This is a genomic window from Enterobacter wuhouensis (assembly GCF_035835995.1).
In the GTDB taxonomy this organism is placed as follows: Bacteria; Pseudomonadota; Gammaproteobacteria; order Enterobacterales; family Enterobacteriaceae; genus Enterobacter; species Enterobacter wuhouensis.
In genome coordinates this window covers 3,448,718-3,461,814 of the sequence record NZ_CP142124.1, presented here as the reverse complement: position 1 = coordinate 3,461,814, position 13,097 = coordinate 3,448,718, and the positions used below count along the sequence as shown (strand labels likewise).

The 13,097-nt window shown below is 58.2% G+C and carries 17 protein-coding genes; 13 read left to right on the top strand and 4 right to left on the bottom strand.

Features of this window, described 5'->3' with window-relative positions; genetic code table 11:
* The first annotated feature begins 31 nt into the window (after positions 1–31).
* Both VPX56_RS16475 and VPX56_RS16470 read left to right on the top strand, forming a co-directional pair.
* A complete protein-coding gene (locus VPX56_RS16475) occupies positions 32–670 on the top strand; it encodes a DUF1007 family protein (protein WP_131635854.1) in 639 nt (212 codons plus the stop codon).
* Positions 661–1,641 (top strand): nickel/cobalt transporter, encoded by a 981-nt coding sequence (locus tag VPX56_RS16470; protein ID WP_131635853.1) that lies wholly within the window; start codon positions 661–663, stop codon positions 1,639–1,641. Before VPX56_RS16475 ends, VPX56_RS16470 begins: the two co-directional genes overlap by 10 nt.
* A 40-nt stretch (positions 1,642–1,681) precedes the next feature.
* On the opposite strand, the gene suhB is transcribed toward VPX56_RS16470, so the two are convergent.
* On the bottom strand, positions 1,682–2,485 hold the full coding sequence (gene suhB, locus VPX56_RS16465) for an inositol-1-monophosphatase (RefSeq protein WP_010434013.1): 804 nt from the start codon (positions 2,483–2,485) through the stop codon (positions 1,682–1,684).
* 132 nt (positions 2,486–2,617) lie between these two features.
* Here suhB and trmJ point away from each other — a divergent pair, with 132 nt between their 5' ends.
* From trmJ to pepB, 10 genes are all read left to right on the top strand, one after another.
* Positions 2,618–3,343: a tRNA (cytosine(32)/uridine(32)-2'-O)-methyltransferase TrmJ gene (gene trmJ, locus VPX56_RS16460; protein WP_263611647.1), complete on the top strand. Its 726-nt coding sequence runs from the start codon at positions 2,618–2,620 to the stop codon at positions 3,341–3,343.
* 233 nt (positions 3,344–3,576) lie between these two features.
* Positions 3,577–4,068 carry a Fe-S cluster assembly transcriptional regulator IscR gene (gene iscR, locus VPX56_RS16455; RefSeq protein WP_089597799.1) on the top strand — a complete coding sequence of 164 codons (492 nt, stop codon included), beginning with the start codon at positions 3,577–3,579 and terminating at the stop codon, positions 4,066–4,068.
* Between the two features lie 117 nt (positions 4,069–4,185).
* Positions 4,186–5,400, top strand: coding sequence for a cysteine desulfurase (gene iscS / locus VPX56_RS16450; RefSeq protein ID WP_020883022.1), 1,215 nt, complete (start codon positions 4,186–4,188; stop codon positions 5,398–5,400).
* A 24-nt stretch (positions 5,401–5,424) separates the two neighbouring features.
* Positions 5,425–5,811 carry a Fe-S cluster assembly scaffold IscU gene (gene iscU / locus VPX56_RS16445; RefSeq protein WP_003860661.1) on the top strand — a complete coding sequence of 129 codons (387 nt, stop codon included), beginning with the start codon at positions 5,425–5,427 and terminating at the stop codon, positions 5,809–5,811.
* A 13-nt stretch (positions 5,812–5,824) separates the two neighbouring features.
* Positions 5,825–6,148: an iron-sulfur cluster assembly protein IscA gene (gene iscA / locus VPX56_RS16440; RefSeq protein ID WP_003860659.1), complete on the top strand. Its 324-nt coding sequence runs from the start codon at positions 5,825–5,827 to the stop codon at positions 6,146–6,148.
* Between the two features lie 79 nt (positions 6,149–6,227).
* The gene (gene hscB, locus VPX56_RS16435; RefSeq protein ID WP_131635851.1) at positions 6,228–6,743 is read left to right on the top strand and encodes a co-chaperone HscB; all 516 of its coding nucleotides are present in this window, start codon (positions 6,228–6,230) and stop codon (positions 6,741–6,743) included.
* A 14-nt stretch (positions 6,744–6,757) separates the two neighbouring features.
* Complete coding sequence (gene hscA / locus VPX56_RS16430) at positions 6,758–8,608, top strand: Fe-S protein assembly chaperone HscA (protein ID WP_326467699.1); 1,851 nt, start codon at positions 6,758–6,760, stop codon at positions 8,606–8,608.
* A 1-nt stretch (position 8,609) separates the two neighbouring features.
* Positions 8,610–8,945: an ISC system 2Fe-2S type ferredoxin gene (fdx, locus tag VPX56_RS16425; protein ID WP_119937458.1), complete on the top strand. Its 336-nt coding sequence runs from the start codon at positions 8,610–8,612 to the stop codon at positions 8,943–8,945.
* Position 8,946: 1 nt separating this feature from the next.
* Positions 8,947–9,147 carry a Fe-S cluster assembly protein IscX gene (gene iscX, locus VPX56_RS16420; protein ID WP_095282903.1) on the top strand — a complete coding sequence of 67 codons (201 nt, stop codon included), beginning with the start codon at positions 8,947–8,949 and terminating at the stop codon, positions 9,145–9,147.
* Positions 9,148–9,200: 53 nt separating this feature from the next.
* Positions 9,201–10,487, top strand: a complete 1,287-nt coding sequence (gene pepB, locus VPX56_RS16415; protein WP_131635849.1) for an aminopeptidase PepB — start codon at positions 9,201–9,203, stop codon at positions 10,485–10,487.
* Between the two features lie 3 nt (positions 10,488–10,490).
* On the opposite strand, the gene VPX56_RS16410 is transcribed toward pepB, so the two are convergent.
* Positions 10,491–10,625, bottom strand: coding sequence for a hypothetical protein (locus tag VPX56_RS16410; protein ID WP_326467695.1), 135 nt, complete (start codon positions 10,623–10,625; stop codon positions 10,491–10,493).
* A 3-nt stretch (positions 10,626–10,628) separates the two neighbouring features.
* Between VPX56_RS16410 and sseB the strand changes: the two genes are divergently transcribed.
* Entirely contained in the window at positions 10,629–11,405 is a 777-nt protein-coding gene (sseB, locus tag VPX56_RS16405) for an enhanced serine sensitivity protein SseB (protein WP_326467693.1), read from the top strand.
* 17 nt (positions 11,406–11,422) lie between these two features.
* Here the strand turns inward: sseB and VPX56_RS16400 are convergent, their stop codons facing one another.
* Together VPX56_RS16400 and sseA are read right to left on the bottom strand one after the other, a co-directional pair.
* Positions 11,423–12,193: a MurR/RpiR family transcriptional regulator gene (locus VPX56_RS16400; RefSeq protein WP_326467691.1), complete on the bottom strand. Its 771-nt coding sequence runs from the start codon at positions 12,191–12,193 to the stop codon at positions 11,423–11,425.
* The gene (sseA, locus tag VPX56_RS16395) at positions 12,193–13,059 is read right to left on the bottom strand and encodes a 3-mercaptopyruvate sulfurtransferase (RefSeq protein WP_326467689.1); all 867 of its coding nucleotides are present in this window, start codon (positions 13,057–13,059) and stop codon (positions 12,193–12,195) included. The genes VPX56_RS16400 and sseA overlap by 1 nt, the downstream gene beginning before the upstream one ends.
* Positions 13,060–13,097 lie beyond the last annotated feature (38 nt).

Below are 13,097 nucleotides of genomic sequence, written 5' to 3'. Positions count from 1 at the left end.
AACATCACAGTATTTTTGACGTGAGGAATTGATGCAAATAGTTAAACAAAGCGCGACAGCGTTATTTTTGGCGGTTTTGACTTTCACCGCCAGCGCGCACCCTCACAGCTTCATCAGCCTGAAAACCGCGCTGGTGACGGACGGCACGCAGCTCAGCGGCCTGAAAATGCGCTGGACGATGGATGAAATCACCTCGGCAGACCTGCTGTATGACGCGGGAAACGCGAAGCCCGGGGATGAGATCTGGAAGAAGCTGGCGGCAGAAGTGATGGCCAATGTGCTGGGCCAGCACTATTTCACCGAGTTCTGGCACAACGGACAAAAGGTGAAGTTTCTCAACCGCCCAACCGAGTACGGTATGTCGCGCGACGGACATCAGGCGGTGCTGACGTTTATCCTTCCGCTGGCGCACCCTCAGCCGCTGGCGGGGCAGAAGTACACTTTTTCCACCTTCGATCCCACCTACTACGTCGATATGAGCTACGCCGAGGACAGCGACGTAACGTTACCGGCTGCGCTGCAAAAAGCCTGCAAACTCGCCGTTCATACGCCGAAGCCAAGCGACGAGACGCTCAACTTTGCTCTCTCGCTTGATAAAGCCGATGCACCACCGGAGGATATGGAGTTGGGTAAACAGTTTGCCCAGGAGGTGACGTTGCAATGTCAGTGATCTCCTCCCCGGGTCGAAAACCGCGCCGCTGGCTGCACCTGTGGCCGCTGGCAATCTTTTTGCTGTTCGCCGTTTTCGGCGCGCTATGGCTGTGGCAGGCCTGGCCGCAGGTGATGATGAAAAGCATTATCTGGCAGCGTGAAGTCAATCAACAGATGAGCGGGCTGCTGAAGGCCGTTGCGGAGAACCCGACCAAAGCAGGCGGTTCCCTGCTGGCGTTCAGCTTTATCTATGGCGTGCTGCACGCCCTGGGGCCAGGGCACGGCAAAATCGTCATCACCACCTGGCTTGCGACCCATCCCTCGAAGTTGAGATCGAGCATTGGCCTGACGCTGGCCTCCTCGCTGCTGCAGGGCGGCGTGGCGATTACGCTCGTCGTGGTCGTGCTTTCGCTCTTACAGCTGCCTGCGCGCCAGCTGCACTTGAGCAGCTTCTGGCTGGAGAAGGGGAGCTATGCGCTGGTAGGCGTGCTGGGATTAATACTCTGCTGGCGCGCGCTGAAAAAACTGCGCGCGCTGCTGCAAACGCCCAAATTCAAAGCCTTCACTCCGCATCACGTTCATGATGAAAGCTGCGGCTGCGGGCATCAGCATCTGCCCACGCAGGAACAATTACAGAACGGTGACGACTGGCGCGCGCGGCTGATGATTGTGCTTTCGATGGGCATGCGCCCGTGCTCGGGAGCGATCATGGTGCTGCTGTTCAGTAAGGTGATTGGCGTGTTCGGCTGGGGAATGCTTTCTGCGCTGGCGATGGCGGCGGGAACCTCTCTCACCATTTCGTCTTTGGCGTTACTGGTGCACAGCTTCCGTCAGCTGGCGGTAAAACTCAGCGGCAATAAAACGCCGGTGCTGTGGAGGCAAGTAGGGTGGACGACGCTTGCTCTGGCGGGCGGGGTGATTCTGCTGGTGGCAGCGGTAACGATGTGGATGAGCGCGGTGCCGGTGGGAAGGGGATTAAGGCCTTTTTAGTTGGGATCCCCTCTCCCACAGGGAGAGGGAATTTTCGGCATTAACGCTTCAGCGCATCGCTCAGCTCTTCACGCATGTTTGCCAGCATGGCTTTAACAACGCGTGGGTTACCTGCAACGATGTTGCCGGTGGTCATGTAGTTGTGGCCGCCGGTGAAATCGCAAACAATCGCGCCTGCTTCACGTGCGATCAGCTCGCCCGCCGCAAAGTCCCACGGCTTCAGCGACAGCTCGAAGTAACCGTCAACGCGGCCGGTCGCAACGTAGGCCAGATCCAGCGCAGCAGAACCGGTGCGACGGAAGTCAGCGCATTCGGTGAACAGTTTGCCCAGGATATTCATATAGGTGGTCGCGTGCTGCTTCGCCTTGAACGGGAAACCGGTCGCCAGGATGGTGCCGTCCAGATCGCGAGCGTTGCTGCAGCGCAGACGGTAACCGTTCAGCTGTGCGCCCTGACCGCGGGTTGCGGTGAACAGTTCGTTACGCATTGGATCGTAGACAACGGCGACTTCAGTACGGCCTTTAATGCGTACTGCAATAGACACAGAGAAGTGTGGCAGGCGTTTTACGAAGTTGGTGGTGCCATCCAGTGGATCGATAACCCATTGAACATCCTGATCGGTACCTTCATGTTCACCGCTTTCTTCGGTGATGATGGTGTGCTGCGGGTAAGATTTGCGGATTGTTTCGATAATAATCGCTTCTGCGGCTTTATCGACGTTAGTCACGAAATCATTGCTGCCTTTCTGGCTGGTTTCTACGGAGTCTGGAGTTTCGTAGTGTTTGGCAATTACATTACCCGCCTTGCGCGCTGCGCGCACGGCGATGGTCAGCATCGGATGCATCGGTCTCTCTCACTGGATGTTAAAGAACAGGAAAATCGGCGCAGAGTATAGCAGCGGGATCGGATTATGTCTCTCGAATATGATAATATGCCGGAATATTCTTCAGACACTGAATTCAGACACCTAAAAATTATGCTGCAAAACATTCGAATCGTGCTGGTTGAAACATCGCACACCGGCAACATGGGCTCCGTGGCCCGCGCTATGAAAACCATGGGCTTAACAAACCTGTGGTTGGTTAACCCGCTGGTGAAGCCAGACTCGCAGGCCATCGCCCTGGCGGCCGGTGCCAGCGACGTGATCGGCAACGCCCAGATCGTCGATACCCTGGACGAAGCGCTGGCGGGCTGCAGCCTGGTGGTTGGCACCAGCGCGCGCTCCCGCACGCTGCCGTGGCCAATGCTGGACCCGCGCGAATGCGGCCTCAAAAGCGTTTCAGAAGCGGAACAGGCGCCGGTGGCGCTGGTGTTTGGCCGCGAGCGCGTTGGCCTGACCAACGACGAACTGCAGAAGTGCCACTATCACGTCGCCATCGCGGCGAACCCGGAATACAGCTCGCTGAACCTGGCGATGGCGGTGCAGGTTATCGCCTATGAAGTGCGCATGGCATGGCTGGCGACGCAGGATAAACAGGTAGAACCGAAAGAAGAGACGGCCTATCCGCTGGTGGACGACCTCGAGCGCTTTTACGGTCATCTGGAGCAGACGCTGCTCTCAACCGGCTTTATCCGTGAAGGCCACCCGGGCCAGGTGATGAACAAGCTGCGCCGTATGTTCACCCGCGCCCGCCCGGAAAGCCAGGAGCTGAACATCCTGCGCGGAATTCTGGCGTCGATTGAGCAGAAGAATAAAGAGTAGTGTCGTCTGTTCGCCGGGTGGCGCTTCGCTTACCCGGCCTACAAAACCGTAGGTCGGGTAAGCGAAGCGCCACCCGACAAAAAAACGGCACAGAAGGTTAAATACCTGACTAAAACAGTCAAGTAAATAGTTGACCAATTTAGTCAGGAATGTCAGACTTGGCCCTGCTATGCAATACCCCCATTTTACAATAAAAAACCCCGGGCAGGGGCGAGTTTGAGGTTAAGTAAGACATGAGACTGACATCTAAAGGGCGTTATGCCGTGACCGCGATGCTGGACGTTGCGCTCAACTCCGAAGCGGGCCCGGTTCCGTTGGCTGATATTTCTGAACGACAGGGGATCTCCCTCTCTTATCTGGAGCAGCTGTTCTCCAGACTGCGTAAAAATGGACTGGTTTCCAGCGTTCGTGGCCCAGGCGGCGGCTATCTGCTGGGTAAAGACGCGGGCAGTATTGCGGTTGGCGAAGTGATCAGTGCAGTAGACGAATCCGTCGACGCGACCCGTTGCCAGGGTAAAGGCGGCTGCCAGGGCGGCGATAAGTGCCTGACCCACGCGCTGTGGCGCGATCTGAGCGACCGTCTGACCGGTTTCCTGAACAACATCACCCTGGGTGAACTGGTCAATAACCAGGAAGTTCTGGACGTGTCGGGCCGCCAGCAGAGCCATGAGTCACAACGCAGCACCCGCGCGCAAGACGCAATCGACGTTAAGCTGCGCGCCTAATAAAAAGATAAGTATTTCAGAATCAGGCCGGGGTGATAACACCCCGCGTACTCGGTCGTACATCCAGCCGGTTGCCTGATTCCTTGCATTGAAGCGATGTACGGAGTTTATAGAGCAATGAAATTACCGATTTATCTCGACTACTCCGCAACCACGCCGGTGGACCCGCGTGTTGCCGAGAAGATGATGCAGTGTCTGACCCTGGACGGAAACTTTGGTAACCCAGCTTCCCGTTCACACCGTTTTGGCTGGCATGCTGAAGAGGCGGTTGATATCGCCCGTAATCAGATTGCTGACCTGGTGGGTGCCGACCCGCGTGAAATTGTTTTCACCTCCGGCGCGACCGAATCCGACAACCTGGCTATCAAAGGTGCTGCCAACTTTTATCAGAAAAAAGGCAAGCACATCATTACCAGTAAAACCGAACACAAAGCCGTGCTGGACACCTGCCGTCAGCTTGAGCGTGAAGGGTTTGACGTGACTTACCTTGCGCCGCAGAGCAACGGGATCATCGATCTCAAAGAGCTCGAAGCGGCCATGCGTGACGACACCATTCTGGTCTCCATCATGCACGTGAACAACGAAATCGGCGTCGTTCAGGACATCGCCACCATCGGTGAAATGTGCCGCGCGCGCGGTATCATCTACCACGTGGACGCGACCCAGAGCGTGGGCAAACTGCCTATCGACCTGAGCCAGCTGAAAGTGGACCTGATGTCCTTCTCCGGCCACAAAATCTACGGCCCGAAAGGTATCGGCGCGCTGTACGTGCGTCGTAAGCCGCGTATCCGCATCGAAGCACAGATGCACGGCGGCGGTCACGAGCGCGGCATGCGTTCCGGTACGCTGCCTGTTCACCAGATCGTGGGCATGGGCGAAGCATACCGCATTGCAAAAGAAGAGATGGAAACCGAGATGGCGCGCCTGCGCACGCTGCGTAACCGTCTGTGGGACGGCGTGAAGGATATGGAAGAAGTGTATCTGAACGGCGATCTCGAGCAGGGCGCACCGAATATCCTCAACGTCAGCTTCAACTATGTTGAAGGCGAATCGCTGATTATGGCGCTGAAAGACCTGGCCGTCTCTTCCGGTTCTGCCTGTACGTCTGCAAGCCTCGAGCCATCCTACGTGCTGCGCGCGCTGGGCATGACCGACGAGCTGGCACACAGCTCTATCCGTTTCTCTTTAGGTCGTTTCACTACCGAAGAAGAGATTGACTACACCATCAAGCTGGTTCGTAACTCCATCGGCCGTCTGCGTGACCTCTCTCCACTGTGGGAAATGTTCAAGCAGGGCGTGGATCTGAACAGCATTGAATGGTCACATCACTAATCGGTACATAAGGAGAATTCAATCATGGCATACAGCGAAAAAGTCATCGATCATTACGAGAACCCGCGCAACGTTGGCTCTTTTGACAACAGCGATGAATCCGTAGGTAGCGGCATGGTCGGTGCACCGGCGTGTGGCGACGTGATGAAGTTGCAGATTAAAGTCAACAATGAAGGTATCATTGAAGACGCGCGCTTCAAGACCTACGGCTGCGGTTCTGCAATCGCGTCCAGCTCCCTGGTGACCGAATGGGTGAAGGGCAAGTCTCTGGACGAAGCACAGGCTATCAAGAACACCGATATTGCTGAAGAACTCGAACTGCCGCCGGTGAAAATTCACTGTTCAATTCTGGCAGAAGACGCGATCAAAGCCGCCATTGCGGATTACAAAAGCAAACGTGAAGCAAAATAATTGAGGTTTGAGTATGTCGATTACCCTTAGCGACAGCGCTGCCGCGCGAGTAAGCTCTTTTCTGGCGAACCGTGGTAAAGGCTTTGGCCTGCGACTGGGCGTACGTACCTCCGGCTGTTCTGGTATGGCTTACGTACTGGAGTTTGTTGATGAACCGGCGTCTGACGACACCGTGTTTGAAGACAAGGGCGTGAAGGTGGTGGTCGATGGCAAAAGCCTGCAATTCCTCAACGGCACTCAACTGGACTTCGTCAAAGAAGGCCTGAACGAAGGGTTCAAATTTACGAACCCGAACGTCAAAGACGAGTGTGGTTGCGGCGAAAGCTTCCACGTTTAACCGCGCGTCATCCGAAACCCCACCGTGGCGTACCTGCTGCGCGTGGGGTTTGTTCTAACAGGCTACCCCTGAGATTGTTATGGATTACTTCACTCTCTTCGGACTACCCGCTCAATACCCGATCGATCTGCAGGCGCTGACGATCCGTTTTCAGGATCTGCAGCGTCAGTACCATCCGGATAAATTCGCGAGCGGTTCTCAGTCAGAGCAACTGGCTGCGGTTTCCCACTCTGCGACCATCAACCAGGCCTGGCAGACGCTGCGTCATCCGCTGGCGCGTGCAGAATATCTGCTCTCGCTCCACGGTTTCGACCTGGCGAGCGAACAGCACACCGTTCGCGACACCGCGTTTCTGATGGAACAGCTAGAACTTCGCGAAGAGCTGGATGAGATTGAACAGGCCAAAGACGAAGCGCGTCTGGAAAGCTTCATCAAGCGCGTGAAGGGCATGTTCGATACCCGCCATCAGCAGATGGTGGAGCAGCTGAACAACGAGACCTGGGACGTGGCGGCAGATACTGTGCGCAAACTCCGTTTTCTCGATAAACTACGAAGCAGTGCTGAACAACTCGAAGAAAAGCTGCTCGATTTTTAATTTCGGAAGCAATTATGGCCTTATTACAAATTAGTGAGCCTGGCTTAAGTGCCGCACCGCACCAGCGTCGCCTGGCGGTGGGTATTGATCTCGGCACCACCAATTCCCTCGTGGCGACCGTGCGCAGCGGCCAGGCGGAAACGCTGGCCGACGAGCAGGGCCGCCATCTGCTGCCTTCCGTAGTCCACTACCAGCAGCAGGGTCACGCGGTCGGCTATGACGCTCGCGCCAACGCCGCGCGCGATCCGGCCAACACCATCAGCTCCGTAAAGCGCATGATGGGCCGCTCGCTGACCGATATTCAGACCCGCTATCCGCATCTGCCGTATCAGCTGCAGGCCAGTGAAAACGGCCTGCCGATGATCGCGACCGCGGCCGGCCTGCTGAACCCAATCCGCGTTTCCTCCGACATCCTTAAAGCGCTGGCGGCGCGCGCGACGGCGACGCTCGGCGGCGATCTGGACGGCGTAGTCATTACCGTTCCGGCCTATTTTGACGATGCACAGCGTCAGGGCACCAAAGACGCCGCGCGTCTGGCGGGCCTGCACGTGCTGCGCCTGCTGAACGAACCCACGGCGGCGGCCATTGCCTACGGCCTCGACTCCGGTCAGGAAGGGGTCATTGCGGTTTACGATCTCGGCGGCGGCACCTTTGATATCTCCATCCTGCGCTTAAGCCGCGGGGTGTTTGAAGTGCTGGCGACCGGCGGGGATTCCGCGCTCGGCGGCGATGACTTCGATCATCTGCTGGCGGACTACATCCGCGAGCAGGCGGGCATTACCGATCGCAGCGATGCGCGCGTACAGCGTGAACTGCTGGATGCCGCCATCGACGCCAAAATCGCCCTGAGCGATGCGCAGACGGTTACCGTTAACGTTGCGGGCTGGCAGGGTGACATCACCCGCGACCAGTTCAACGATCTGATTGCGTCTCTGGTTAAACGCACGCTGCTCGCCTGCCGTCGCGCATTGAAGGATGCGGGCGTTGAGGCCAACGAGGTGCTGGAAGTGGTCATGGTGGGCGGTTCGACCCGCGTGCCGCTGGTGCGCGAGCGCGTGGGTGAATTCTTTGGCCGCACGCCGCTGACCTCCATCGACCCGGATAAAGTGGTTGCCGTGGGCGCCGCCATCCAGGCCGATATCCTGGTCGGCAACAAGCCGGACAGCGAAATGCTGCTGCTGGACGTTATTCCGCTGTCGCTGGGGTTAGAAACCATGGGCGGCCTGGTGGAGAAAGTGATCCCGCGTAACACCACCATTCCGGTGGCGCGCGCGCAGGAGTTCACCACCTTTAAGGACGGCCAGACCGCGATGTCCATCCACGTGATGCAGGGCGAACGCGAGCTGGTGCAGGACTGCCGCTCGCTGGCGCGCTTTGCGCTGCGCGGCATCCCGGCGCTGCCTGCGGGCGGGGCGCATATTCGCGTCACCTTCCAGGTGGATGCGGACGGCCTGCTGAGCGTCACGGCGATGGAAAAATCGACCGGCGTGGAATCGTCCATCCAGGTGAAGCCGTCCTACGGCCTGACCGATGGCGAAATCGCCTCCATGATTCAGGATTCAATGAGCTACGCCGAGCAGGATGTGAAGGCGCGTATGCTGGCCGAACAGAAAGTCGAGGCCGCACGCGTGCTGGAAAGCCTGAACGGCGCGCTTGCTGCCGATGCCGCGCTGTTAAGCGCCGCTGAGCGTCAGGTGATTGACGAGGCTGCCGCGCGCTTGAGCGCAGTTGCCGAAGGCAATGACGCTGACGCAATAGAAGAAGCCATTAAAAACGTTGATAAACAAACCCAGGACTTTGCTGCTCGCCGCATGGACAAATCTGTCCGCGTCGCGCTGAAAGGCCAGTCCGTGGACGAGGTTTAATATGCCAAAGATTGTTATTTTGCCTCATGCGGACCTGTGTCCGGATGGTGCTGTTCTGGAAGCGAAGACCGGCGAAACCATTCTCGATGTTGCCCTGCGTGCAGGTATCGAAGTGGAACACGCCTGTGAAAAATCCTGTGCCTGCACCACCTGCCACTGCGTTGTGCGTGAAGGTTTCGACTCTCTCGCCGAGAGCACCGAAGACGAAGACGACATGCTGGATAAAGCATGGGGTCTGGAGCCAGACAGCCGCCTGAGCTGCCAGGCGCTGGTGACCGATGAAGATCTGGTCGTGGAATTCCCACGCTACACCATCAACCACGCACGCGAGCATTGATATGGGACTGAAGTGGACAGACAGCCGTGAAATCGGCGAAGCGCTCTACGACGCGAACCCGGATCTCGATCCGAAGACCGTACGATTCACCGACATGCATCAGTGGATCTGCGATTTAGAGGATTTTGACGACGATCCAAGCGCATCCAATGAAAAAATTCTGGAGGCGATTCTGTTAGTCTGGTTAGATGAAGCAGAGTAAATCACCTAGCGGGCTGCCTTCAGGCGGCCCGTTTGCTAATAAGGATAAATAAAATGACCGAAGCGATGAAGATTACGCTCTCCACGCAGCCTGCCGACGCTCGCTGGGGCGAAAAAGCTACCTACAGCATCAACAACGACGGTATTACCCTGCACCTGACGGGCAAAGATGATACCGGCCTGATCCAGCGCGCCGCCCGCAAAATTGACGGCCTCGGCATTAAGCATGTGACTCTGGCAGGCGAAGGCTGGGATACCGACCGCAGCTGGGCGTTCTGGGCAGGTTACAAAGGGCCTAAAGGCACCCGCAAAATTGAGTGGGCAAACCTTGATGAAGCGGGTCAGAAAGAGCTGGAAAGCCGCCTGAAAATCATCGACTGGGTGCGCGACACCATTAACGCCCCGGCGGAAGAGCTAGGCCCAGAGCAGCTGGCGCAGCGCGCCGTTGACCTGCTGTGCGGCGTGGCGGGCGACAAAATGTCTTACCGCATCACCAAAGGTGAAGACCTGCGCGAGCAGAACTACATGGGTATCCACACCGTGGGCCGGGGTTCTGAGCGTCCTCCGGTCCTGCTGGCGCTGGATTACAACCCAACCGGCGATAAAGAAGCTCCTGTGTTTGCCTGCCTGGTCGGGAAAGGTATCACCTTCGACACCGGCGGCTACAGCCTGAAGCAGAGCGCGTTCATGGACTCCATGAAGTCCGACATGGGCGGCGCGGCAACCATCACCGGCGCGCTGGCGTTCGCGATTACCCGCGGTCTGAACAAGCGCGTGAAGCTTTACCTGTGCTGCGCGGATAACATGGTGAGCGGAAACGCCTTCAAGCTGGGCGACATCATTCGCTACCGCAACGGCAAAAACGTTGAGGTGATGAACACCGACGCCGAAGGCCGTCTGGTGCTGGCCGATGGCCTGATCGACGCCTCCGCGCAGAAGCCAGAGCTGATTATCGACATGGCGACCCTGACAGGCGCGGCGAAAACCGCCCTGGGCAACGATTACCATGCGCTGTTCAGCTTCGACGACAAGCTGGCCGCTCGCCTGCTGGCAAGCGCCGCTGCGGAAAACGAACCGTTCTGGCGTCTGCCGCTGGCGGAGTTCCACCGCAGCCAGCTGCCGTCTAACTTTGCCGAGCTGAACAACACAGCGAGCGCGGCGTACCCGGCGGGTGCAAGCACGGCGGCAGGCTTCCTGTCCCACTTCGTTGAGAACTATCACGAAGGCTGGCTGCACATCGACTGCTCCGCAACCTACCGTAAAGCGGCGGTTGAGCAGTGGTCCGCGGGCGCGACCGGTCTGGGCGTGCGTACCGTAGCGAACCTGCTGACGGCTGAGTAATCGTCATTGCCCGGCGGCGCTGCGCTTGCGCGGGCCTACGGAGTCATCGTATTGCCCGGCGGCGCTGTGCTTGCACGGGCCTACGGTTTTGTAGGCCGGGTAAGCGAAGCGCCACCCGGCGTTTTTTGAAGTAGCCAAACTATGTCAGAAACCAAAAACGAATTAGAAACCCTGCTGGAGCAGGCTGCGACCGAGCCCGCCCACCGTCCGGCATTTTTCCGCACGCTGCTGGAATCCACCGTCTGGGTGCCGGGAACGGCGGCGGAAGGTGAGCAGGTTGTGGAAGACAGCGCGCTGGATCTGCTGCACTGGGAGAAAGACGACGGCACCTCGGTGATCCCGTTCTTCACCTCCCTCGAAGCGTTGCAGGAAGCGGTAGAAGACGAACAGGCGTTCGTAGTGATGCCTGTTCGTACCCTGTTCGAAATGACGCTGGGGCAGACGCTGTTCCTCAACGCTAAACTGCCGACCGGGAAAGAGTTTACCCCGCGCGAAATCAGCCACCTGATGGGCGAAGAGGGCAACCCGCTCAGCACCCAGGAGGTGCTGGAAGGGGGCGAAACGCTGCTGCTGTCTGAAGTGGCCGAGCCGCCAGCCCAGATGATTGACTCCCTGACCACGCTGTTTAAAACCATCAAACCGGTGAAGCGGGCGTTCCTTTGCTCCATTAAGGAGCATGCGGACGAACAGCCGGTTCTGCTGATTGGCATTGAGGCAGACGGCGACATCGAGGAGATCATTCAGGCGGCGGGAAGCGTGGCGACCGACACGCTGCCGGGCGATGAGCCCATTGATATCTGCCAGGTGAAGAAAGGTGAAAAGGGCATCAGCCATTTTATTACCGAGCACATCACGCCGTTCTACGAACGTCGCTGGGGCGGCTTCCTGCGCGATCTCAAGACCAACCGCATCATCTGATTACAGCGGGGTGAGTTTCACCCCGTTGCTTCCAGCAGCAGTAAATCCATCAGCAGCACCAGGTTCGACTCAAACGACGTCACCCCCGCGGCTTCGGCGGCGAAGTGCACCGCTTCGTCATACAACGCGAAATGCAGATCGGCCATGCCAGCCAGCGTATTGGCGGACGCGCGGGTGAAGGCAATGACCGTCATGCCCACGTTTTTGGCAATCCGCACTTTATCCAGCACCTGCTCCGTTTCGCCGCTGCGCGAGACGGCGATAAATACCTGATACCGCGCGGCGTTGCTGAGAAAAATATTTCGGCTATCGCCCGGCCCGGAGATAAATGCCGTTTTGCCCAGCACCTGCAGCTTCTTGGTCAGGTACTCCGCAAACAGATAAGAAAACCCGGCGCCGTAGAGAAAGAAGCTCTCCTTCTGGCGCAGCAGGTCGGCAAACTGCTGGCGTTTGTTGTGGGTAATCCACTGGAAGGTTTGCTGGTAGTTGGCGATGAACTGATTAAACAGCGCGGGCAGTTCAGGTCGAGACTGTGCCTGGGCGTCAATATGCGGCGTATCGGAGAGCAGCTGCTTGCAGTGCCAGATGAATTCGCTAAAGCCGCTGAACCCCAGCTTCTGGCACAGCCGCATGATGGTGGCCGTGGAGACGAACGTTGCCTGCGCCAGCTCGCGCACCGTGATGTTGCCTACCAGAAGCGGATGCTCGGTAAGGTGCGCGAGGACGCGATACTCCGCGCGGGTCAGCATCGCCCCGCGCGTTAACAGCGTGGCCAGGCGGTTATCCATTATTTAGCCGGTTCTATCGGCAGGTCGTCGCGGGCACCCCATTCACTCCATGCGCCGTCGTAGAGCGTGACGTCGTTCGCGCCGAGCGTGGCGTCGTTCGCGCCGAGCGTGGCGAGCGCCAGGATCACCACGCAGGCCGTCACGCCTGAGCCGCAGCTGGCAACGATCGGACGATGCAAATCCACGCCCGCACGATCGAAAATAACGCGCAGCTCGTCGGTGGTTTTCAGCTCGCCTTCAAACACCAGATCGCCCCACGGCACGTTCAGCGCGCCCGGGATATGTCCGCGCTTCAGCCCCGGACGCGGCTCGTCCGCCTCGGCATTAAAGCGTGGAGCCGGACGCGCATCGACGATTTGCGCGGTTTTTTCGTGGCTGACCACCAGCACGTCGGTCAGACGCTTAACGATATTAGCGTCAAAGGTGGCGTCGAATTCGCCTTCCGGCAGCGTCACGTCGCCCTGCTGGAGCGGCAGCTCGTCGCGCTTCCAGCCCGCGAGGCCGCCCGCCAGAATCGAGACTTTTTCCACGCCGAAGTTTTTGAGCATCCACCAGGCGCGCGGCGCGGAGAAGAGGTTACCTTCGTCATAAACAACGAGGTGTTTGTCTTTGCTGACGCCCAGCTCGCGCATCGCCACGGAAAACGCTTCCGGGCGCGGCAGCATATGCGGCAGGGGAGAGTTGTGATCGGAGAGGGCTTCAATATCAAAAAATACCGCGCCCGGCAGGTGCCCTGCGCGGTATTCACCGGGAACGTCGCGATGCTCTTGCCCCGGCGGGGCCATGCGCGCGTCAATAATCTGAACTTCCGGGTCGTCGCCGTGCTCAATCAGCCAGTCGGCGGCGACAAAATATGAGGTGGACATGGGTTGCCTCCGTTCTTTTCCGTAAAAAAGGATTGTCG